Below are 21,432 nucleotides of genomic sequence, written 5' to 3'. Positions count from 1 at the left end.
GGGGTGGAGGGGTGGGCGGAGTGCGGGGCAGGGTGCCGGGATGACTGCTCAACTGTGGCGGGTGGAAACCCTGATGCGCACACTGACCGCCCGTCGGCTTCGTACCCGGCTCAGCCGGGAGGAACTGCGCCGGGTGCGGCGAGGTGTCTACTCCGATCAGCCCGTTGACGACGAGGATGAATTACGGGCGCTCCTGCTGTGCCTGCCGGCGGGGACCATGCTGGCCCGGCAGACGGCGGCCCGGCGGCACGGATTCGGCGTACTGCGCGACGATCTCGTGCACGTCCAGGTGCCGCCCAGCGTGCCGAAGCCCCGGCTGCCCGGGCTGGTGGTGCATCACTGCGTGCTGCCGGTGCAGCCGGTCCTCGTGCAGGGGCTGCCATGCGTACCGGCGGCGCGCTGTGCGATCGACCTCGCGCGTACCGTGTCGCGGTTCGATGCCCTTCCCGTCCTGGATTCCGCGCTGCGCGCCGAGGCGGTGACGCCGGACGATCTGCTGGCCGAGGTGTCCGCACATCGCGGGCTACGCGGGGTGCGGCAGGCGCGCGAACTGGTGCCGCTCGCGGACGGCCGGGCGGAATGCCGTCAGGAGAGCCAACTGCGGCTGGTGCTGCTGGACGGCCGGCTGCCTCCACCCGAGCCGCAACTGTGGGTTCCGGACCGCTACGGCGCGCTGCGTTACCGCCTTGACCTCGGCTACCGGGAGCGCAGGGTCGGCATCGAGTACGACGGCCTCACCCACCTGGATCGCGATGCCCTGCGGTACGACCGGGAGCGCGTCAACTGGCTCGACGCGCAGGGCTGGCGGATGCGCTACTTCACGGACCGCGACCTCTACCGCCGCCCCGCCCACATCGTCGCCACCATCCGAGCCGCCCTCTCCTGACCGACCCCGCCTCCCACCGCGTCATCCCCTCCCGCCCCTCCCGCCCCTCCCGCCCCCTCCCGCCCCCTCCCGCCCCTCCCGCCCGCTCCGGCCCCGCGATCTTGCACTTTTTGTCGTCACAAAAGGGATGTAACTAGTCAAATGTGCGACCGCAAGTGCAAGATCGCGGGGCTGGGCGAGGTCGGGGTGGGCTGGGCGAGGTCGGGGTGGGCTGGGCGAGGTCGGGGTGGGCTGGGCGAGGTCGGGGTGGGGTGGGCGAGGTCGGGGTGGGGTGGGTGGGGTGGGGGCGTGAGGTGGGTCACTTTGAGGGGGTGGGGAGGGGGTGTTTGGGGGGTGGTTGGGGTTGCTGGAGGGGGTTGGAGGGCCTGGACTTGTGGTCGGGGCGGGGGCGTGGAGGATTGCGGCGGCAGGCGCTTACAGAACCCTTAACTCCGGCCTGCGAACGTGTGCCGGACAGTTGCGGATCACGGGGGAGTGCACGTGCGGGTGTTGGTGGCGGACGACGAGCGTTTGCTGGCGGACACGGTCGCCGAGGGGTTGCGCCAGTTTTCGATGGCGGTCGACGTCTGTTACGACGGCGGCGGTGCCCTGGAGCGGATCGGGGTGAACCGTTACGACGTTGCCGTGCTGGACCGGGACATGCCGGTACACACAGGTGACGAGGTGTGCCGCAGCCTCGCCGAATCCGGGGCCACCACGCGGGTGCTGCTGCTCACCGCCGCCGCCGGCATCCGGGACCGGGTGGAGGGGCTCGGTCTCGGTGCGGACGACTACCTGACCAAGCCGTTCGCCTTCGCCGAGTTGGTGGCGCGGGTGCAGGCGCTCGGGCGGCGTTCGGCACCGGCGGTGCCGCCGGTGTTGCGCCAGCACGGTGTGGCGCTGGACGTGGCCCGGCACACGGTGACCCGGGACGACCGCGAGGTCAACCTGAGTCCGAAGGAGTTCGCCGTGTTGCACGTGCTGATGCGCGCGGAGGGGCGGGTGGTCAGCGCGGAGGAACTGCTGGAACAGGCCTGGGACGAGTTCGCCGACCCGTTCACCAACGCCGTCCGGGTCACCGTGATGACGTTGCGTAAGAAGCTCGGCACCCCGCAGATCATCCACACCGTGCCGCGGGCCGGGTACCGGATCGGCGGTGCGAAAGCATGACGCCGCGTCGGCGGATCCTGGTGGTCGGCGCGGCCGCCCTGATCGTCGGGATCGCCATGCCCCTCGTGGTCAAGAGGGTGCTGAACCTGGTGTGGGTCTTCGGCCAGCGGCTCTGCGACGCTGGGCTGCCCGGGGTGCGCACGGCGTGCGGGGCGGCCGGGAGCGTCGTCGGTCAGCTCAGCATGTTGACCGGCCTCGTGGTCCTGGTGATCGCGCTGGTCGGGATCTGGGTCGCCGGGGCGTGGTGTCTGCGTCCGGTGAGTGATCTCGCCGGGCCGATCGCGCACGTCGGGCCGCAGAATCTCGGCCACCGGATCCGGCCGCGCGGCAACGACGAGATGGCCCGGCTGGCCCGTGCCATCGACGACATGATGGAACGCATCGCGGCCGGCTACGAGGGCCAGCGCAGGTTCGCCGCGAACGCCTCGCACGAACTGCGTACGCCGTTGGCAGTGCAGCGGACGCTGATCGAGGTCGGGATGGCCCGTTCGCTCACCGGCGAGCAACTCGAACTGTTGACCAGCCAACTGTTGGAGACCAACGAGCGCAACGAGCGGTTGATCGAGGGTCTGCTGGCGCTCAGCGAGAGCGACCAGGGACTGCGGGCACGGCTTCCGCAGCGGCTGGACGAGATCGTCGGCACGGTCCTCGCCGGATACCAGGAACGGGCCGAGGAGGCCGGGGTGACCGTGCAGAGCCACCTGTCACCCCGGGTGGTCATGGGCGAACGGGTGCTGCTGGAACGCCTGGTCAGCAACCTGGTGGAGAACGCGATCAAGTACAACCGGCCGGGCGGGACGCTTACCGTGACGGTCGGCCGGGAACCGGCGCTGACCGTGGTCAACAGCGGTCAGGTGGTGCCGGCCGAGGCGGTGGCCGGGCTCTTCGAGCCGTTCCGCCGACTTGCCCGGGACCGGACGAACCACAGCGGCGGGGCGGGCCTCGGCCTGGCCATCGCCCGCTCGATCACCCAGGCGCACGACGGCCTGATCGCCGCCCGACCGGCCGAGTACGGCGGTCTACGGGTCGACGTCCAGCTACCCAAGGCGCCCTGACCCGGTCCAGCCGACCACGCACCGCACCCGCCCCGACAGCACCGCACCCCACATCGACCGCCGAGCGCGGCAACTCGGCCTTCGGCGTGCCCGGAATCGGGCGCTGCCCGGCAGAGAGGAGCAACATCGTGACCACCCGAGAGCATCCGGCACCGCCCACCAGCGCTGCCCCGGCTCCGACCGGGTCGGCCCACGACGAGCAGTCCGGGTCAGCCCACGGCGGGAAGTACGGGTCGGTGCCGGTCGGGGAGTCCGGGTCGGCGCACGGCGGGCTTTCCGGGCCGGCGTACGACCGGCACGGCGGGGCGGCCGGTGGGCGGCTGGCCTGGGCGGACGTCGCCAAGGGTGGCTGCATCGTCCTGGTCCTGCTCTGGCACGTGATCATGAAGGATTACCTGCAGATCGACTGGCGGCTCACGGTGCCGGTGCCGGGTGCCTGGGGCACCTTCGGTGAGCTGTTGCTGCCGATGCGGATGCCACTGTTCTTCACCATCTCCGGCATGTTCGCGGCCGCCGCCGTGCACCGGCCGTGGCGGGCGGTGGCCCGCTCCCGGGTCGCCAAGTTCCTCTACCTGTACGCCCTCTGGCTGCTGATCCACACCGCCGTGCTGGCCTTCGCCCCGGACTTCCCCACCGACCGGGCGAGCAGCGTGGGCCAACTGCTGGCCCAGCTCACCATCACCCCGTCCAACCTCTGGTACCTGTACGCGCTGGCGCTCTACTTCGTGCTGGCCAAGGCGTTGCGTCGGGTCCACCCGGCGGTGCTGCTGGGCGCAGCGGGCACGCTTGCCGCCGTCGCGGCTACCGGGTTGCTGGACACCCTGGGCAACCGGGGCGGGCTCTACCAGAATCTGGTGTTCTTCCTCGCCGGTCTGCACCTGCGGCCGTACGTGCTGAGGTGGGCGCAGGCGGTGACCGGCCGACGGCTGCTGCTCGCGGCGGCGGCGTACGGCATCGGGTCTGCGGTCCTGCTCGCCACCGACGTCGGCCGGCTGCCCGGCGTGGCGGTGCTGGTGTCCACCGTCGCGGTGCTGTTCGGCATCGCCGGGGCGGTACGCCTCAGCCGGTGGCCGGTGGTCGCCGAACCGTTGGCGGCCCTCGGCCGGCACACACTGCCGATCTACGTGATCCACATGCCGGTGCTCGCCCTGCTGCACCTGCTGATCGCCGACCGGGTCGCCGACCTGGACGAGCCCGCCCGGCTGGCGCTGGCCTTCGGCTTTCCGTTCTCGCTCACCGTCGCCGTGCTGGCGCTGAGCCTGGGCGTGCACCGCACCCTGCTCGCGGCCCGCGCGTGGTGGCTGTTCGACCTGCCCGCTCGGCGGAAGGCCGCGTCGACGTGATCACCACCTGGCCTGCCACCCACCTGACCGGCGTTTCGCCGGCTGAACCAGAAGGAGACGACATGTCCCGCTCAGCTTCCCCGGAGGTCGACCCAGCCCGGGTCGACGTGGCGGAGGCCGCCCGCTGGCTCGACGGCCGGGTGCTGCGTACTCCGTTGTTGCGGTCCCCGGCGATCGACCGGCTGGCCGGCGTGCGGGTGCTGATGAAGGCGGAGAACCTGCAGCGTGGCGGCTCGTACAAGATGCGGGGCGGACTGTTCGCGGTCGGTCGGCTGGTGGCGGCCGGGCACCGCGGGGTGGTCGCGCAGAGCACCGGTAACCACGCCGTCGCGGTGGCGCTGGCGGCGCGGCGACACGGGGTGGCCGCCACGGTGGTGCTTCCGGTCGACGCGCCCGCGACGAAGGTCGAGCGGGCCCGGGCGGCGGGTGCGCGGGTGGTGCTCGCCGGTACCGACGTCGCGCAGCGGCTGGCGGTGGTCCGGCAGCTCAGCGACGAGACCGGCCATCCGATCGTCGACGCGTACGACCATCCGGACGTGGTGGCCGGGCAGGGCACCGCAAGCCTCGAACTGATCGAGGAGGCCGAGCGGTCCGGCGCTCCGCTGGACGCGCTGGTGCTGCCCGTCGGTGGGGGCGGCGGCGTGGCCGGGGCGTGCCTGGCCGCCGCCGGGCGGCCGATCGAGGTGTACGGCGTGGAGCCGTACGGCTGCGATTCGCTGGCCCGCAGCCTGGACGCCGGTCGACCGGTCCCGGTCACGCCCGCACCGACGATCGCCGACGGTCTTCGGCCGTCCTGCGTGGGTGCGCTGCCGTTCGCCATCGTCCGGGACCGCCTGCGCGGGGTGATCCGGGTGGACGACGAGCAGATAGCCGAGGCGTTCCGGCTGCTCCTGCTGGAACTGAAGGTGCTGGCCGAGCCGTCGGGCGCGGCCGGCCTGGCCGGCGTACTCCGGCTGTCCGGCAGCAATGCCGAGCAGCCCGGCGGACGGCTGTCCGGCAGCAACGCCGAGCAGCCCGGCGGCCGGGACGCGGAGCGTCAGGCCGGGGTAGATGGCGTCGGCGGGAGTGGTACGCGGCGGCTGCACACGGTCGGTGTGGTGCTGACCGGCGGAAATGTGGAAGCGGACCTGGTCGCCCGACTGGCGACCCCGCATCGGATCGAGGAAGGGGCGGCAGCATGAGCGAGCGTCACAGCGGGGGAGCGCGACGGGACGGCGGCGGCAGGCCGCAGGTGATCGGGGTGCTGTTCGGTGGGCCGTCCGCGGAGCACGAGGTCTCCTGCGCCTCGGCGCTCGGGGTGGCGCGGGCGCTTGTCGGCGGCGGGTACCAGGTCGTGGCGCTCGGCGTCACCCGTCAAGGCCGGCTGCGGCTCGTCCCCGAGGAGACACTGGCCGCCCACATCGACGGTACGGCGGCGGCGCGGGCCATCGACGACCGGCTGTCGGTGACCGGGTCGGCCGTGGAGTTGCGGGCCGGCGAGCGGCCCGGCACCGCACTGGTCACCGGGGCGGAATCGCCCGGCGAGGTGCACGCCGTACTCGACGTGGTCTTCCCGGTCCTGCACGGCCCGTACGGCGAGGACGGTGTGGTGCAGGGGCTGCTCGAATCGCTGGGCGTGCCGTACGTGGGATGCGGGATCCTCGCCTCCGCCGTCGGGATGGACAAGGTGGCGATGAAGCGGGCGCTGCGGGCCGAGGGAGTGCCGATCACCCCGCACGTCTGGTTCGACGAGCACACCTACCGCACCACGGAGGACGTGGAGAAGCTGGTGGTGGGGCTGCGCCGGCCGCTGTTCGTCAAGCCGGCGCGGATGGGTTCGTCGATCGGCATCTCCCGGGTGACCGAGGACGACGACCTGGCCGCGGCGGTGGAAGAGGCGCTGCGGCACGACAACCTGGTGGTGGTGGAGCAGGGTGTCACCGGCCGCGAGTTGGAGTGCGGGGTGCTCGGCGGGACCCGTCCCGAGGCATCCACCGTGGGCGAGGTACGGGTCACCGGAGGCTGGTTCGACTACCAGCAGAAGTACTTCGGCGACGCCGATCCGATGGTGGTGCCGGCGGTGCTGCCCGACGAGGTGACCGAACGGATCCGGGACCTGTCGCTGCGGGCGTTCGCCGCGATCGGCGGCTGGGGGCTGGCCCGCGTCGACTTCCTCTACGACGAGTCGGCCGGCGAGTTGTACGTCAACGAGTTGAACACGATGCCCGGCTTCACCGCGCACTCGATGTACCCGAAGGTGTGGGCGGCTGCCGGGGTCGGCTACCAGCAGATCGTCGACCGGCTGGTCGCGCTCGCCGTCGAACGGCGGGCGAGCCGTCCCACCAGCCAGGAGGGTCAGGCGTGATCCTGCTCTGCGATCCCCGGGTGGCGGCGGTGCCCGGCGTGGACGACGGTGACCCCCTGGTCGACCTGCGGGACGTACCCGAACTGCGGCTCGACGGTCGGGCCGCCGATCCGGCCGGGGCGTACGCCCGGTTGCGTCAAGGTGTGGTGGAGCGTCTGCTGGCCGCGCAGCGCACCCTGCCCGACGGCCTGCGCCTGCTGGTCATCGAGGGATACCGGCCGTACGAGGCGCAGCTGAACATCTTCACCGCCTACCGCGACGAGTTGCGCCGCAACCATCCGGACTGGTCGCCGCAGCGGGTGTACGAGGAGACCACCAAGTTCGTCTCCCCGGTGGAGGTGGCGCCGCACAGCACCGGCGGGGCGGTGGACCTGACCCTGTGCACCGCCGATGGGATCGAGGTGGACATGGGCACCGCGGTGGACGCCACCCCCGAGGCGAGCGGAAACGCCTGCTTCACGGCCGCCACGTCGATCGGCGCGCCGGCCCGCCGGCACCGGCGGATCATGGGTGCCGCGCTGGCCTGCGCGGGACTTGTCAACTACCCCACCGAGTGGTGGCACTGGTCTTACGGCGACCGGTACTGGGCACTGATGACCGGGGCACCGCACACCCGCTACGGCCCGCTGTGAGAGTGAGGGGCGGCGTCATCCTGTGCGGGCACGGTGTCGGAGAGTCGATGTGAAGTTTGTTTCCGATCCACCTGAACCCGACAGCGCTCCCAGGCCGTACCAGCATCCGAAGCAGATGCCGAGGTACGGGAGGCGACAGGTGAAGGTGCAGCGCAAGCACATGCTGGCGGCGGGGGTGGCGGTGATGGCCGCCGGGGCCTTGGCGGTGAGCACCGGGCTCGGCTTCGCCGACAGCACGCCGACCGCCCAGAGCGTCTGCCCCGGCTCGATCACCTTCTCGGCCGAAGGGGGTGCCCCGGCCGCCACCAGCAACCAGTTCCCGGTCGGGACCCGACTGCGGGTGACAAACCTGGACAACGCCAGGACGGCGGAGGTGACAGTGGTCGGGCCGTCGGGCAGTTGCGTACTGCTCAACTCCGCCGCGATGGACCTGGTCCGCGAACCGGGGAAGAACGTCATCCGACGTAACGTGGTCGAGCGGCTGGGCGGTGTCGCCGTACCGCCCAGGCAGCCGGGCCAGGTCGCCGACCGGCCCGGCGTCGCGTCACCGCCCGCGGTCCGCCCGGTCGACGGGTCGGCCTGTCAGGGCGCGATCACCTTCTTCGAGGAAGCCGCCGCCCCGGCCGCCACCAGCGACCGGTTCCCGGTCGGCACCCGGCTGCGGGTGACGAACCTGGACAACAACCGGTCGACAACGGTGACGGTGACCGGTCCGTCGGGCAGTTGCGTGCTGCTCAACTCCGCAGCGATGGAACAGATCCGGGAACCCGGCAAGAACCTGGTCCGCAACAACACAGTCGAACTGCTGCGCTGAGACCGGGCCGGGTGGCTGTCGCGCGGTGCGGACGCGGCAGTCACCCGGCCGTCCAGGGTCACCCGAAGGCGGCGTCGAGGATCTCCATCGCACGGGACAGCTCGTCGTCGGCGATGACCAGTGGGGGCAGGAAACGCAGCACATTGCCGTACGTGCCGCAGGTGAGGGTGAGCAGGCCGGCGGCGTGGCAGGCCGCCGAGATCGCCGCCGTGGCGGCCGGGTCGGGAGTGAGGGTGCCCGGCTGCACGATCTCCACGGCCAGCATCGCGCCGCGACCGCGTACCTCGGCGATCGCCGGATCCCGTTCGGCGATCGCCCGCAGCCGGGCACCCAGTACGGCCTCGATCCGCCGGGCCGCACCGGCAAGGTCCAGCTCGTGCATGGTGTCGATCGAGGCGAGTGCGGCGGCGCAGGCGATCGGGTTGCCCCCGTAGGTGCCACCGAGCCCGCCGACGTGCACCGCGTCCATCAGCTCCGCCCGGCCGGTCACCGCGGCCAGCGGCAACCCACCGGCGATGCCCTTGGCCAGGGTGATCAGATCAGGTTCGACGCCCTCGTGCTGGCAGGCGAACCAGTCGCCGGTGCGGCAGAAGCCGGTCTGGATCTCGTCGGCGATGAAGACCACCCCGGCCGCCGTCGCCCACTCGCGCAGCGCCGGCAGAAAACCCGCCGCCGGTACGACGAAACCGCCCTCGCCCTGGATCGGTTCGATCAGCAGCGCCGCCACGTTCTCCGCACCGACCTGCTTCTCCACCAGCTCGATCGCCCGAGCCGCGGCGGTGGCGCCGTCCAGGCCACCGTCGCGCAGCGGGTACGACATCGGCACCCGGTAGATCTCCCCGGCGAACGGCCCGAACCGGTGCTTGTACGGCATGTTCTTCGCGGTCAGCGCCATGGTCAGGTTGGTCCGGCCGTGGTACGCGTGGTCGAAGACCACCACGGCCGGTCGACCGGTGGCGTGTCGGGCGATCTTTACCGCGTTCTCCACCGCCTCGGCACCGGAGTTGAACAACGCAGAGCGCTTCTCGAAGCCGCCCGGAGTCAGCTCGTTGAGCTGCTCGCAGACCGCCACGTACGACTCGTACGGGGCGACCATGAAGCAGGTGTGGGTGAAGCGTTCGACCTGGGCGCGTACCGCCTCGACCACCTTCGGGGCAGAGTTGCCCACGTTGGTGACGGCGATGCCGGCGGCGAAGTCGATCCACTGGCGGCCCTCGACGTCAGTGAGGGTACCGCCCGAGGCGGTGTCGACATAGGAGGAAATGACGCTGCCGACACCCCGGGCGACGGCCGAACCCCGCCGCTTGTGCAGCTCCGCTGAAGAGGTCATGAGACTGGTCAGCCCTCGATGTTGTGCATGACGTGCTTGATCCGGGTGTAGTCCTCCAGGCTGTAGATCGAGAGGTCCTTGCCGTGCCCGGAGTGCTTGAAGCCGCCGTGCGGCATCTCGGAGATGAACGGGATGTGGGTGTTCACCCAGACACAGCCGAAGTCGAGCCGGCGGGTCATCCGCATGGCGCGGCCGTGGTCGCGGGTCCAGACCGAGGCGGACAGGCCGTAGTCGACGCCGTTTGCCCAGCGCACCGCCTCGTCCTCGTCGGAGAAGCGCTGCACGGTGATGACCGGGCCGAAGACCTCCTGCTGAATGATCTCGTCGGCCTGCTGCAGACCGGAGACGACGGTCGGGGCGTAGAAGTAGCCACGCTCGCCCACCTGCGTGCCGCCGGTCTGCAGGTTCGCGTGGTCGGGCAGCCGGTCCACGAAGCCGCGTACCCGGGCCAGTTGGTTGGCGTTGTTCAGCGGGCCGTAGAGCACGTCCTCCTCGTCCGGCAGGCCGGTCCTGGTGTTGCGGGCCTGCTCGGTGAGGGCGGCGACGAAGTCCTCGTGGACGCCGGGCGCGGTCAGCACCCGGGTGGCGGCGGTGCAGTCCTGGCCGGCGTTGAAGTAGCCGCCCATCGCGATGGCCTCGGCCGCCGCCGCGATGTCGGCGTCGTCGAAGATCACCACCGGGGCCTTGCCACCCAGTTCCAGGTGGGTGCGCTTGAGGTCGGGCGCAGCGGCGGCGGCGACCTCCATGCCGGCCCGGGTGGAGCCGGTGATCGACACCAGCTGCGGGGTGGGGTGCGCGACCAGGGCACGACCGGTGTCCCGGTCACCGCAGACGACGTTGAACACGCCCGGCGGCAGGACCTCGGCGGCGATCTCGGCCAGCAGCAGCGTCGACACCGGCGTGGTGTCCGACGGCTTGAGCACCACCGTGTTGCCGGCGGCGAGGGCGGGCGCGATCTTCCAGACCGCCATCATCAACGGGTAGTTCCACGGGGTGACCTGGGCGCAGACGCCGATCGGCTCGCGCCGCACGTACGAGGTGTGCCCGGCCATGTACTCGCCCGCCGAACGGCCCTCCAGCAGCCGGGCGGCACCGGCGAAGAAGCGGAACTCGTCCACCGCGGGCGGCAACTCCTCGTCGGCGGTGAGCTGGCGGGGCTTGCCGGTGTTGCGGACCTCGGCGTCGACCAGGTCGGCGGCCCGGGCCTCGACCGCGTCGGCGAGCTTGAGCAGGGCCTTCTGCCGCTCCGCCGGGGTGCTGTCTCGCCAGCTGTCGAAGGCGGTGGCGGCGGCCCGCATCGCCGCGTCGACATCGGCGGTCCCGGAGACCGGGGCCTGGGCGAAGACCTCCCCGGTGCAGGGGTCGATCAGGTCGGCGTAGCCACCGTCGACCGGCTCGACGTACTCGCCGTTGACGAAGTTGCGCAGCTTCTGCTGGTCACTCATGACAGGATCACTCCGAGGGGTCCGGGGGCGCGCTGCGGCGGTTATCGCAACCTTCGTGCCATCTTCGCTACTGAATTCGCGGCAGACAAGGGCCTGGGCGACCGTATCCGTCGGCGCGGCTCTGGATTAGGCTGCGGAACGTGGAGCTCACACCGTTCTTCGTCGCCGGTCGACCCAGCCACGGCACCGACGAGGTGACCGTCCACCATCCGTACGACGGGCGGCCGGTGGGGCGTACCAGCCTCGCCACCGCCGACCAGGTCGAGGCGGCCGTGGCGGCGGCGGCCGAGGTGGCGGCGGAGGCCGCCGCACTGCCCGCGCACGCCCGCGCGGCGGCGCTGGACCACGTCTCGCGCCGGCTCGCCGAACGGGCCGAGGAGATCGCCGCCCTGATCACCGCCGAGAACGGCAAGCCGGTCAAGTGGGCCCGGGCCGAGGTGGGCCGAGCGGTGTCGACCTTCCGGTGGGCGGCCGAGGAGGCCCGGCGCTACTCCGGCGAGCTGCAACGACTCGACACCGACCCGGCCGCCACCGGCCGCATCGCCCTGGTTCGGCGGGTGCCGAAGGGGCCGGTGCTGGGCATCACCCCGTTCAACTTCCCGCTCAACCTGGTGGCCCACAAGGTCGCCCCGGCGCTGGCGGTCGGCGCACCCATCATCGTGAAGCCGGCCCCGGCCACCCCGCTCTCGGCGCTGCTGCTCGGTGAGATCCTGGCCGAGACCGAGCTGCCCGCGGGGATGTTCTCGGTGCTGCCGCTGCCCAACGACCGCGCCGCCGAACTCGTCACCGACCCCCGCCTGCCGGTCGTCTCGTTCACCGGCTCCGGGCCGGTCGGCGCGAGCATCCGCCGATCCGTACCGGACAAGCACGTGACGCTGGAACTCGGCGGCAACGCGGCGGCCCTGATCTGCGAAGACTGGTCCGCCGACGAGGACCTGACCTTCGCGGCACAACGGATCGCCACCTTCTCCAACTACCAGGCCGGCCAGTCCTGCATCGCGGTGCAGCGGGTGTACGTGCACGAGTGGCTCTACGACGGGTTCCTGCCCCGCCTGGTCGCGGCCGTACGGGAGTTGCGTGCCGGCGACCCGACCGACCCACTGACCGACGTCGGTCCGCTGGTATCCGTCGACGCCGCCCGCCGGGTGGAGGCCTGGGTGGACGAGGCGGTGGCGGCAGGCGCCACCATCGAGACCGGCGGCCAGCGGGACGGCGCGACCTATCCACCCACCGTCCTGAGCGGAGTGCCTGCGAACGCGAAGGTGTGCACCGAGGAGGTGTTCGGCCCGGTGCTCGTCGTGGACCGGGTCGAGAACGACGCCGCCGGGTTCGCCGCCGTCAACGATTCGGCGTACGGCCTCCAGGCGGGTGTCTTCACCCACCGTCTCGACGTCGCCTTCGCGGCCGCCCGCACCCTGGAGGTCGGCGGGGTGATCGTCGGCGACGTGCCGTCGTACCGCGCCGACCAGATGCCGTACGGGGGAGTGAAGGGCAGCGGTGTGGGGCGGGAGGGGCTGCGCAGCGCCATGGACGACTACACCGACACCCGCGTCACCGTCCTCACCGGCCTAGCGCTGTAAGGAAGGGCACCTTATTAACGCCTCCGGTAGAGGAAGGGCCCCCTATTAACGCCGGAGTGGTTCACCAACTGCCGTCGTCGCGTACCCGAGCCGGGGCGCGGCCGAGCAGCAGGGTGACGAGAGCCTCGTCGATGTTCGCGCCGAGGAACCACTCGCCGGCCTGATCCAGCGCGAAGATCCGGCCGTGCTCGTCGACGGCGATGATGCTGTGCTGGTTCTCCGTACCGATGGGGAACAGTCGTGCCCCGATCACCGCTGCGAAGTCGGCAAGCGTGTCAGCGGTGTGCGCGACCTGCCGAGGCCGAATGTCGAACCGGGAGATCCACACCTCTTCCCCCGGGCCGAGCTTGGCCCCGACCAGGCTCGGAAATGCGGTCAGAGTCCGCAGAGCGGCCGGAGGGACGGCGTGTTCATGGGTCTTGCCACGCACCTCTCTGACATCTCGGATGGCTGACGTCGCCACCACCTCGTCGCCGAAATGTGGGCGCCAGCCGGCGGCGACGAGTGCGTTCGTCACATCGGCCGGGAAGCGACCCGGCTCGGGATCGGGTGCGGGCTCGGGATACCACGGTGCGGTCCAGCCGCGTTCGGACCAGGGCAGGACGTTGAAGTGGACGAGGAAGTTGATGCAGGTGTCGCAGGGGCGTTCGACCCGCCCACCCGCCGGGTCGCCCTCCTCCCGGACGAGGTAGCAGTCAAATCGCGCCGCGCTGAGCAGTGCCTCCGCGTCTCCGGCCTCCATCGGGGCGATGCCTTCGGCGGTGCGGCGGTGGTCGTACTCGTGCAGGACGTCGGAGACGACGACCAGTTCGGCGTGCCGGTCGCCGCCACGGACCAGGTGCCCGGCGGGCAGCCCGTCGAGGTACGCGCGGACCAGCGGATGATGGTTGAGCTCGATGTCGCCCTTCGCGCCGTGCGCGGTGAAGATGCGGCCCTCGATGGTCAGGTGTGCCGCGGTGGTCGGCGTGGGTAGCCGACGGATCTCGCGCAGCAGTTGGCCGGCCGGATCCACGGTGCGGGGGGCCGGCGGGCCGGTGGGGCGACCGCGGCGGAAGAGTTGCTCGACCACGTCGGGCGGCACCCGCGGCCAGGTGGTCACCTCGCCGGTCTCCTTGTCGACCACGGTGGTCGGCAGGTCACCGGGCATGGACCTGACCTGAGTGGACACCGTCGAGGTGATGACGTACCCGAGGTCGAACTCCGTGACCATGGGACGGCACTCGTGACCCAGGCGCTGTGAGTCGCGGCGGGCCCATACCGCCGCGATCTGCTCGGCCTGCTCGCGGTCAATCACACCGCGAACCTACCGGACAACGCGAATTCGTGGCAGCCGGTATGGTTCGGCTTACCGACGGTTACGAGAGGGGTGGCGTTGACCGACAGCGTGAACCGTGATGCCAATCGTGCCCTCCGGGCCCGCTTCGACGAGGTGTACGGGCAGTATCAGCAGCTGCGGTCCGGTTTGGACGAACTGCAGACCAGGCTTGCCGAGCTGCGGGTGACACAGCGCTCCGACGACGGCCAGGTGACCGCGACCGTCGGCGCTCAGGGCGAGCTGATCGCGGTGGACCTGAATCCCTCGATCTACCGTGACCACGACGCCAAGGCGCTGAGCGCGAAGATCACCGCCACGGTACGGCGGGCCGCCGCCGCCGCGACGACGGCCACCCAGGATCTCGTGAGCACCTACCTGCCGACCCGGTCCGGGGCCGCCGACTTCCTGCGTACCGGTGATTTCGGCACCCTGCTCGGCCGGGCCGACACCGTGCTGCGACGGAGCGAGTGATGGCCGGACAGCTCTGGCTCGACCCGTCGCGGGCCCGTCGCGGCGGCGCGGACCTGACCCGGGCGGGCGAGGCGGTGGCCGGTCGGCATGCCGAGGCCGGTGCCGCGATAGCGGCGGCCAGCAGCCGGCGGCCCTGGGGCCGCGACGACATCGGCGCGGCGTTCGAGCGGCAGTACCGGGGCTACGAGGAGATGGCACTGCGGGTCTGGGCGGGCGTCGGACGACGGCTGGCCGAACTCGGCGGGGACGTGGTCCGCTCGGTCGAGACCAACCAACAGACCGACGCGGCCAGCGGCGCCCGGTTCGACCGCATCTCCGACCCGCGCCCCCGGCGCTGATCCGGGCCGGGAATCTCCGATGACGCTGTTGCCGAGCCCGATTCCGCACCCGCTGGACTATTCACCGTGGGACCTGCCGGGCTGGATCTACGAGGCCCTCGACTGGGTGATCGGCGTCGAATGGCCGGAAGGCGACGAGCGCGCCGTCTGGGATCTGGCCGACCAGTGGTACGCGGTGGCCGCATCCCTCGCCGGCCCGCAGGCGGATGCGAGCACCGCCGCCGCCGAGGTGCACCAGGGTTACGGCGGCGTCGGTGCGGTCGCGGCCGCGTTCGGCGGGGCGTGGCGGCGGGTGGCCGATGGCGAGGATGCCCCACTGCCGGTGCTGCTCGCGGTCAGCCACGACCTGGGACGGGTGGTGGAGGAGTGCGGGTGCGACATCGAGGGCGCCAAGCTCGAAGTCTGGATCGAGCTGGGCATCCTGGTGGTCGAGTTGTTGGCCTTGGCGGTGGCGGCGGTGCTCACCGCCGGGGCTGCTTCGCCGGCCGCCGCCGGGGTGATCGCCGCGACCCGCTTCATCGTCCAGCAGATCTTCCGGCGTCTGCTCGCCCAGCTGGCGCGCAAGTCGCTGAAGCAGGGCCTCAAGGAAGTCGGCGAACGCGCGGCGAAGCAGGTGACCACCACGGGTGCGCGCGGGCTGGCCCGGCACGCCGCCCGAGAAGGGTTGACGGAGGCGGCCCAGGAGGCCGGGGTCAACCTGGCCACCCAGGTTTATCAGCAGAGCACCGGCCGTCGGCACGAGTTGGACGTGACCGACCTGAGCACGAACGCGATCGGCGGCCTGGCCGGCGGGGCGGCGGCGTCACTGGCCGGTCTCGGCCGGCACGCCACTGGTGGGGGTGCCCGGATGGCCGAACACCTGGGCCGGGAGATGACCGGCGAGGTGATCGCCGACCAGGCCGCGAGTCTGGCCACCGGGCAGGGGTTGACGTCGCTGGAGGATGCCGCCCGGGCGGCTGCTTCGGGTGCCCGTGGCTCGGCCACCGGTCAGGCTGACCGGGCGTTGCAGGCCCGGCTCGACGGCCAGTTGGCCGCCCTGTCCGGTCCGGCGCTCCCGTCGGTGCTGCCCGGGCCGGCCATCCCGGCGCCTGCTGCCCCAGAGCTGACGCTACCGCTCGCCGGCGGAGCATCGACGCAGCCAACGCCCGTCGTGGAGTCGGCGCAGGGCGCGGCGATCCCGGCTCAACGGACCTCGACCGAACCACCTGCCGTCGGGCCGATGGGTTCGACGTCGCCGGCTGCCGGGCCCGCGCTGCCCCTGCCGGCAGCCGATGGCGGTGTGGACCTGGAGCCGCCTCATGGCGGTGGGCCGGTGAGTCTTGCCGGATCCGCCCTGAACGAAACGGTGCACCGCCCGCCGGATCCGGGCCTGACTACAGAGTCGGCCCCGACTCCGGGCTCGGCTCTGACCACTGAGCTGGGCTCGACTCCGGAATCGACCCGGCCGGGCCGCGAGGTCCCGGCGAGTGCTCAGTCAAGCGTTGCTGCCGTAGGCCCAGCCTCGATGGCCGGACTGGTCGACGTCTCAGGGCCGGCGCTGTCCACGGTCGCGCCACCGTCGGTCGTGCCAGGTGTCGCTACCGGTCCGGACATGACGGCGGCGGGCGGAGTGGCTGGCGGTCTCGCCCCTCCGAGCGGTGCGGCCCATTCGAGCGGTGCGGCCCATTCGAGCGGTGCGGTCCATCCGGGCGGTCCGGTCCATGCGTCGGGCCCGGTGGCCGCGGTCGGCATCAGCGGATCGTCGACTGCGACGGGCTCCGCAGCAGCAGGGCCGGTGATGGACCGGGTGCCGGGCGCGTCGACGGCGACACGGCCGGAGGCAGGTTCTCCCGGCGGTCCACCGTCGCGGCCGGAGCCTTCGCCCGCGCCACCCCGCTCCGCACTTGTCGAAGCGCTCGTTCCGAACGCGCCGACGGTGAACTCTCCGGGGCGTGTCACCCCACCCACAGCGCCGCCGACACGCCCCGATCCCGAAGCCAGCCGGACTGCCGACTACGAGGCTCTCGAACGGCGTCGTTACCAGGGCTATTACGAGTCACAAAGAGCCGGGCATGAGGAAAGCCGCCGGTCTCGTGAGGTTTCCCGGCTGAGGAGTCAGGCGGACGAGCACTACCAGCGCGCCAGCGACTTCACAGCATATGCGCGCCAACTCCACCAGGCGGGCCATCGCGATGCGTCAGCCAACTGGCAACAGGCAGCGAAGGCCGAAACCCGTGCGTACGGGCGGTGTCTGGATCTGGCCGATGCGGTGGCGTCGGGTGCTGTCGTGCCCGACGTGGTGGCCGTCGACCGGCCGGAGGACTTCCATCGGATCAACGACGACGTCGGCGATCTCGCCGTCGGCGCGATCGACACCGGCGATCGTTCCGCCCTGACCGGCGACGACCATCCACCGCCGATCGACCGGTCCCGCCGGTACGGCCAGCCGGGCGGGCTGCGTCCACCACTGGCTCTGCACCAACGGGACGTGGAACAGCAACTGCCCCGCGACGAGGCGGGCAACGTGGTGCGGACCGCCGATCCTCGGGCCGGGGACTGGTTCGGGTTGATGAACGACGGTGGGCCGCGGGCGGACCCGACCCGAGGGATCAACTGCCTGGACTGCACCCTGTCGCTCTACGACACCTGGGTGCACGGGCGTCCCCGGGTCGCGGCGCCACGCACCTTCGACGCGTACCAGGCCGGTGACGTGACTCGGCCGCTCAACGGCGAGCAGGACGGCACCGGGCGGGTCGAGGATGTCACGGGTGGCCGCTTCCAGCGGCTCTGCGACGGCACCGCCCGTACGCCCGTCGAACTGCAACGGGCGCTGGACACCGGCTACCGCAACCTGCGCGACCAACTGGTGCTCGGCGGGCACGGCAGTTTCGCCTTCGTCGTCAACCATCTGGAGCGGGGTGGTGCGCACATCTGGGTGGCGTTGAATCAGAACGGCACGGTGCTCTACGTCGACCCGCAGGTCGGGCTGGTCAGTGATCAACCGCTGTACCGGTACCACGGGCCGGCGCACCCGTTCAACGCGGTCGACGCGGACGTGCTGGTGCTCGACGGCGGTGCCCGGCCGATGCCGTTGGCCGGGTTGCGTCGGGGCATCTACAGCCAGCGACCGGATCTGCCCCGATATCCGCCCGCCGAGGAATTCGAGGGGTACGGCGATCCGTACCTCAACCGGGTGCACCTGCTCGGCGATTCCGGCTGAGCGTCTCCACCCGGCCGAGGTGACGTGGACTGCTCTGGGCCGGGACGAAACGCGCTTGCCCAACCCGGCACGAACGATAAGGGTCGGGACATGACGGATTTCGATTCCTCGGCCGACCATCCGATCCGACGCTTCGGCTGGTCCAACATGTTCGTCCGACCCGAGGACGATCCGCGTGCCGACGGTGGGTTCGACGGCGAGCGGGAAACCCTCGTCGGTTATCTGCGCGACCAGCGACTGACCCTGGAGATGAAGTGTTCCGGCCTGGACGCGGCGGCGTTGGCCCGTCGGTCCGTACCACCGTCGACCATGTCGCTGCTCGGCCTGGTGCGGCACCTCGCCGAGGTGGAGCGCGGCTGGTTCCGGCGCACGATGGCAGGACTGGACGCGCCGCGCATCTGGTGCAGCGAAACCGAACCGGACGCGGACTTCGACGGTGCGTTGCCCGACCCGGAGGTGGTCGACGAGGCGTGGCGGGCCTGGCGGGCGGAGGTCGAGTTCGCGGAGCGGTTCGTCGCGGAGACGGCGGATCTCGGGATGCGGGGGCGTCGCGGCGACGAGGCGTATCCGCTGCGCGACATCCTGGTGCACATGATCGAGGAGTACGCCCGGCACAACGGCCACGCGGACCTGCTGCGCGAACGGATCGACGGCCGCGTCGGCCAGTGACCGTCTCGGAAGACCACGACCGGGCAGCGTGACAGTTCGGGACGGGTCATCGACCGCCCGGGAAGGCAGGTGGCCGTCGGGCATGGGCGAGGCTCACGCCGGTGTGGTGTGCGGCCGTCGCCGGCGTGGCGGGTCGCACATCCGGGGTGGTCGATGACGAGCCGAGTGTGGGCGCCGGTAGTAGCCTGACCGGCGGTTCCCCCGTCGGGGGAGGAACGGTGGGAGCTCATGTCGGTAGGTCGCCGCGCGGCGCGGCTCGCGACGGTCTGCGTGTTCCTCGGCGGGCTGGTGATGCTCGGTGGCGCACCGGCGCATGCCGACGAGGACCGCGTGCGGGTGCGGTCGGCCGGCAGCTTCACCGCGGGCCGCGCCGCCCAGGACGTCCGGTTGGAGGTACGCAAACGTACCGACGGCTGTGTACGGGTGCGGGGCGCGCTGGGGCTGAGTCTGCCCGGCGTCCGACCCGAGCAGGTCACTGTCCAGGCGGAGGTCGACCGCCGATGGGTGTCCGTGCCGGTCTCCGGCACCGACGGGCTGGTGACCACCGCGCCGGTCGCCCCGGCCAGGGACGAACTCTGCAAGCGCAAGGGCACGGTGATCCGCTACCGGGTGGCGTTCGGCGCCGACGCTCCCGGGGGCCGGCTGGTCGTGACGGGCGAGGCGGTCACGGCGCGCGGTGTCCTGCTGGGGCGCGCCGTCGCGGAGTCCCAGGTGAACGGTGGCCGGGTCGCCCCGACACCGTCCCGCTCGCCGTCTCCCACCCCCACCCTGGACGAGGTGGTCGACACGCCGCCCGCGCCCACTGCGACGGTGGCGTTGGCGGCGGACACCCCGGGGGAGATGAGCCAGGCGGCCAACCAGTCCGGCGGCATCTCGTCGGTGATGTACGTCGGCATCGCCATGGTCGCGGCCGGTGCCCTGCTCATCGGGCTGCTGGTGTTCCGCTCGCGCCGGGATCGGCGACGGCGTGGCGAGCAGGTCGACGTCCCGCTGCCGGGTAATCCGGCCGGCACCACCTACCGTTCCACCCGATCTCCGGCGCCGACGCCACCCGGTCCGCAGGTGCTGCCGCCACCCGGTCCGCAGGCAGTGCCGCCGGCAGCACCCGGCCAGGTGTACGGGACGGGTCGACCGCCCACGCCCCGCGTTTACGGCGGTACGCCGACGGCCCGACCCGCCGGCGGCCTGTACGGCGCGCGGCCGACCGGTGCCGGCGACCAGAGCCCGACCGAGACCGCTCCTGGCGTCTCCAGCTCTGCGCCCGTACCGCCGGTGTCGGGGTCTGCTGCCGTGCCGCCGGTGTCTGCGCCGCCGGCGCAGGGCGGGTCGCCGGGGTGGCAGGACCCGCCGCCGCCCGCCGTGCCAGGTGACGATCCGAGGTACGGGGGCGGGCTGCCCGGCTGAGCCGGGGTGGGGGCCGCGCCTCCGATACGCTCAGCTTTGTTGACGGACCGCAGTCGAGGAGTGGAACCGGTGTCTGATCTGTCCCAGATCGTCAAGGCGTACGACGTCCGTGGGACGGTGCCGCAGCAGTGGGACGAGGGGGTTGCCGCCGCCTTGGGCTCCGCCTTCGCGCAGATGCTCGACGCCACCGGCGATGCGGGCAAGGCCGTGCTGATCGGGCACGACATGCGTGCCTCCGGTCCGGCGTTGGCGGACGCTTTCGCCGCCGGCGTACGCGCCGAGGGGCGTGCGGTCATCGAGATCGGGCTCGCCTCGACCGACATGATCTACTACGCCTCCGGTTCGTTGGATCTGCCCGGTGCGATGTTCACCGCCAGTCACAATCCGGCGCAGTACAACGGCATCAAGATGTGCCACGCGGGGGCCCGCCCGGTCGGGCAGGACACCGGGCTGGCCGAGGTTCGTGAACGGGCGCAGGCGCTGCTGGACAAGGGCGAGCCGGTGGGTGAGCCGACCGCGCCGGTGCACCGGCAGGATCTGCTCGCCGACTACGCGGCGCACCTGCGCACGTTGGTGGACCTGTCCGGCATCCGGCCGCTGACCGTGGTGGTGGACGCGGGCAACGGCATGGCCGGGCACACCGTGCCCAGCGTGCTCGGCGACGCCGCGTTGGCGGCCCTGCCGTTGCGGATCGTGCCGATGTACTTCGAGTTGGACGGCACGTTCCCCAACCACGAGGCCAACCCGTTGGACCCGGCCAACCTGGTCGACCTGCAACGCGCGGTGGTGGCGCACGGCGCGGACATCGGCCTGGCGTTCGACGGGGACGCCGACCGCTGCTTCGTCATCGACGAGCGCGGCGAGCCGGTCTCGCCGTCGGCGATCACCGCGCTGGTCGCGGCCCGGGAGCTGGCCAAGCACCCCGGCTCGACGGTGATTCACAACCTGATCACCTCGCAGGCGGTGCCGGAGATCATCCGTGAGCACGGCGGCGAGCCGGTGGTGGCCCGGGTGGGTCACTCCTTCATCAAGGCGGAGATGGCGCGTACCAACGCGATTTTCGGTGGTGAACACTCCGCCCACTACTACTTCCGGGATTTCTGGTTCGCCGACACCGGCATGCTGGCCGCGATGCACACCCTGGCCGCGCTCGGCGAGCAGCCGCAGCCGCTCTCCGTGCTCGCCGCCGAGTACGAGCGGTACGTCGCCTCCGGCGAGATCAACTCCACGGTGACGGACCAGGCCGCCAAGGTCGCCGAGGTGCGGGCCGCCTACCCGGATGCCGAGGTCGACGAACTGGACGGATTGACCCTGCGCTTCCCGGACGGGGCGTGGTTCAACCTGCGTGCCTCGAACACCGAGCCGTTGCTGCGTCTCAATGTCGAGGCGCCCACTGCGCAGCGAATGACGTCGCTGCGCGACGACGTGCTCGACCGGGTACGCCGATAAGATCGCTCG

Annotated in this window: 18 protein-coding genes; 15 read left to right on the top strand and 3 right to left on the bottom strand. The window is 71.7% G+C overall.

The window, feature by feature from the left end:
* The first annotated feature begins 40 nt into the window (after positions 1 to 40).
* From EG812_RS13150 to EG812_RS13110, 8 genes are all read left to right on the top strand, one after another.
* Positions 41 to 886: a type IV toxin-antitoxin system AbiEi family antitoxin gene (locus EG812_RS13150; protein ID WP_050814542.1), complete on the top strand. Its 846-nt coding sequence runs from the start codon at positions 41 to 43 to the stop codon at positions 884 to 886.
* A 480-nt stretch (positions 887 to 1,366) separates the two neighbouring features.
* Positions 1,367 to 2,035 (top strand): response regulator transcription factor, encoded by a 669-nt coding sequence (locus EG812_RS13135; protein WP_043722995.1) that lies wholly within the window; start codon positions 1,367 to 1,369, stop codon positions 2,033 to 2,035.
* Complete coding sequence (locus EG812_RS13130) at positions 2,032 to 3,090, top strand: sensor histidine kinase (RefSeq protein ID WP_126711687.1); 1,059 nt, start codon at positions 2,032 to 2,034, stop codon at positions 3,088 to 3,090. Before EG812_RS13135 ends, EG812_RS13130 begins: the two co-directional genes overlap by 4 nt.
* 128 nt (positions 3,091 to 3,218) lie before the next feature.
* A complete protein-coding gene (locus EG812_RS29295) occupies positions 3,219 to 4,433 on the top strand; it encodes an acyltransferase family protein (RefSeq protein WP_199743858.1) in 1,215 nt (404 codons plus the stop codon).
* A gap of 62 nt (positions 4,434 to 4,495) precedes the next feature.
* The gene (locus tag EG812_RS29290) at positions 4,496 to 5,614 is read left to right on the top strand and encodes a threonine ammonia-lyase (RefSeq protein ID WP_013731707.1); all 1,119 of its coding nucleotides are present in this window, start codon (positions 4,496 to 4,498) and stop codon (positions 5,612 to 5,614) included.
* Positions 5,611 to 6,777: a D-alanine--D-alanine ligase family protein gene (locus EG812_RS13120; protein WP_013731708.1), complete on the top strand. Its 1,167-nt coding sequence runs from the start codon at positions 5,611 to 5,613 to the stop codon at positions 6,775 to 6,777. The genes EG812_RS29290 and EG812_RS13120 overlap by 4 nt, the downstream gene beginning before the upstream one ends.
* The gene (locus tag EG812_RS13115) at positions 6,774 to 7,409 is read left to right on the top strand and encodes a M15 family metallopeptidase (RefSeq protein WP_013731709.1); all 636 of its coding nucleotides are present in this window, start codon (positions 6,774 to 6,776) and stop codon (positions 7,407 to 7,409) included. The genes EG812_RS13120 and EG812_RS13115 overlap by 4 nt, the downstream gene beginning before the upstream one ends.
* A 139-nt stretch (positions 7,410 to 7,548) precedes the next feature.
* Positions 7,549 to 8,223 carry an RlpA-like double-psi beta-barrel domain-containing protein gene (locus tag EG812_RS13110; RefSeq protein ID WP_013731710.1) on the top strand — a complete coding sequence of 225 codons (675 nt, stop codon included), beginning with the start codon at positions 7,549 to 7,551 and terminating at the stop codon, positions 8,221 to 8,223.
* Positions 8,224 to 8,281: 58 nt separating this feature from the next.
* On the opposite strand, the gene gabT is transcribed toward EG812_RS13110, so the two are convergent.
* A complete protein-coding gene (gabT, locus tag EG812_RS13105) occupies positions 8,282 to 9,553 on the bottom strand; it encodes a 4-aminobutyrate--2-oxoglutarate transaminase (protein ID WP_013731711.1) in 1,272 nt (423 codons plus the stop codon).
* Between the two features lie 8 nt (positions 9,554 to 9,561).
* A complete protein-coding gene (locus tag EG812_RS13100) occupies positions 9,562 to 10,998 on the bottom strand; it encodes a gamma-aminobutyraldehyde dehydrogenase (protein WP_126711686.1) in 1,437 nt (478 codons plus the stop codon).
* Between the two features lie 140 nt (positions 10,999 to 11,138).
* Here EG812_RS13100 and EG812_RS13095 point away from each other — a divergent pair, with 140 nt between their 5' ends.
* Entirely contained in the window at positions 11,139 to 12,578 is a 1,440-nt protein-coding gene (locus EG812_RS13095) for an aldehyde dehydrogenase family protein (RefSeq protein WP_126711685.1), read from the top strand.
* Positions 12,579 to 12,639: 61 nt separating this feature from the next.
* Here EG812_RS13095 and EG812_RS13090 read toward each other — a convergent pair whose 3' ends face one another.
* On the bottom strand, positions 12,640 to 13,872 hold the full coding sequence (locus EG812_RS13090; protein ID WP_013731714.1) for an SUKH-3 domain-containing protein: 1,233 nt from the start codon (positions 13,870 to 13,872) through the stop codon (positions 12,640 to 12,642).
* Between the two features lie 72 nt (positions 13,873 to 13,944).
* Between EG812_RS13090 and EG812_RS13085 the strand changes: the two genes are divergently transcribed.
* The 6 genes from EG812_RS13085 (at position 13,945) to EG812_RS13060 (ending at position 21,423) form a co-directional block, all read left to right on the top strand.
* Entirely contained in the window at positions 13,945 to 14,364 is a 420-nt protein-coding gene (locus tag EG812_RS13085) for a YbaB/EbfC family nucleoid-associated protein (RefSeq protein ID WP_013731715.1), read from the top strand.
* Entirely contained in the window at positions 14,364 to 14,702 is a 339-nt protein-coding gene (locus EG812_RS13080) for a hypothetical protein (protein ID WP_013731716.1), read from the top strand. Before EG812_RS13085 ends, EG812_RS13080 begins: the two co-directional genes overlap by 1 nt.
* A 19-nt stretch (positions 14,703 to 14,721) precedes the next feature.
* Positions 14,722 to 17,901: a toxin glutamine deamidase domain-containing protein gene (locus EG812_RS13075; protein WP_013731717.1), complete on the top strand. Its 3,180-nt coding sequence runs from the start codon at positions 14,722 to 14,724 to the stop codon at positions 17,899 to 17,901.
* Positions 17,902 to 17,991: 90 nt separating this feature from the next.
* Positions 17,992 to 18,570 (top strand): DinB family protein, encoded by a 579-nt coding sequence (locus tag EG812_RS13070; protein WP_013731718.1) that lies wholly within the window; start codon positions 17,992 to 17,994, stop codon positions 18,568 to 18,570.
* A gap of 228 nt (positions 18,571 to 18,798) precedes the next feature.
* On the top strand, positions 18,799 to 19,974 hold the full coding sequence (locus EG812_RS13065) for a hypothetical protein (RefSeq protein ID WP_013731719.1): 1,176 nt from the start codon (positions 18,799 to 18,801) through the stop codon (positions 19,972 to 19,974).
* A gap of 69 nt (positions 19,975 to 20,043) precedes the next feature.
* Positions 20,044 to 21,423, top strand: coding sequence for a phosphomannomutase/phosphoglucomutase (locus EG812_RS13060; protein ID WP_043723009.1), 1,380 nt, complete (start codon positions 20,044 to 20,046; stop codon positions 21,421 to 21,423).
* Positions 21,424 to 21,432: the final 9 nt, after the last annotated feature.

This window comes from Verrucosispora sp. FIM060022 (assembly GCF_003977705.1).
In the GTDB taxonomy this organism is placed as follows: domain Bacteria; phylum Actinomycetota; class Actinomycetes; order Mycobacteriales; family Micromonosporaceae; genus Micromonospora; species Micromonospora gifhornensis.
This window is presented reverse-complemented; position numbering and strand designations above follow the sequence as displayed.

Excerpts from the sequence above, each read along its gene's own strand:
- EG812_RS13080 (WP_013731716.1), top strand. The coding sequence starts at position 14,364 with ATGGCCGGACAGCTCTGGCTCGACCCGTCGCGGGCCCGTCGCGGCGGC.
- EG812_RS13070 (WP_013731718.1), top strand. The coding sequence starts at position 17,992 with ATGACGGATTTCGATTCCTCGGCCGACCATCCGATCCGACGCTTCGGC.
- gabT (WP_013731711.1), bottom strand. The coding sequence starts at position 9,553 with ATGACCTCTTCAGCGGAGCTGCACAAGCGGCGGGGTTCGGCCGTCGCC.
- EG812_RS13100 (WP_126711686.1), bottom strand. The coding sequence starts at position 10,998 with ATGAGTGACCAGCAGAAGCTGCGCAACTTCGTCAACGGCGAGTACGTC.
- EG812_RS13130 (WP_126711687.1), top strand. The coding sequence starts at position 2,032 with ATGACGCCGCGTCGGCGGATCCTGGTGGTCGGCGCGGCCGCCCTGATC.
- EG812_RS29290 (WP_013731707.1), top strand. The coding sequence starts at position 4,496 with ATGTCCCGCTCAGCTTCCCCGGAGGTCGACCCAGCCCGGGTCGACGTG.
- EG812_RS13120 (WP_013731708.1), top strand. The coding sequence starts at position 5,611 with ATGAGCGAGCGTCACAGCGGGGGAGCGCGACGGGACGGCGGCGGCAGG.
- EG812_RS13150 (WP_050814542.1), top strand. The coding sequence starts at position 41 with ATGACTGCTCAACTGTGGCGGGTGGAAACCCTGATGCGCACACTGACC.
- EG812_RS13075 (WP_013731717.1), top strand. The coding sequence starts at position 14,722 with ATGACGCTGTTGCCGAGCCCGATTCCGCACCCGCTGGACTATTCACCG.
- EG812_RS13065 (WP_013731719.1), top strand. The coding sequence starts at position 18,799 with ATGTCGGTAGGTCGCCGCGCGGCGCGGCTCGCGACGGTCTGCGTGTTC.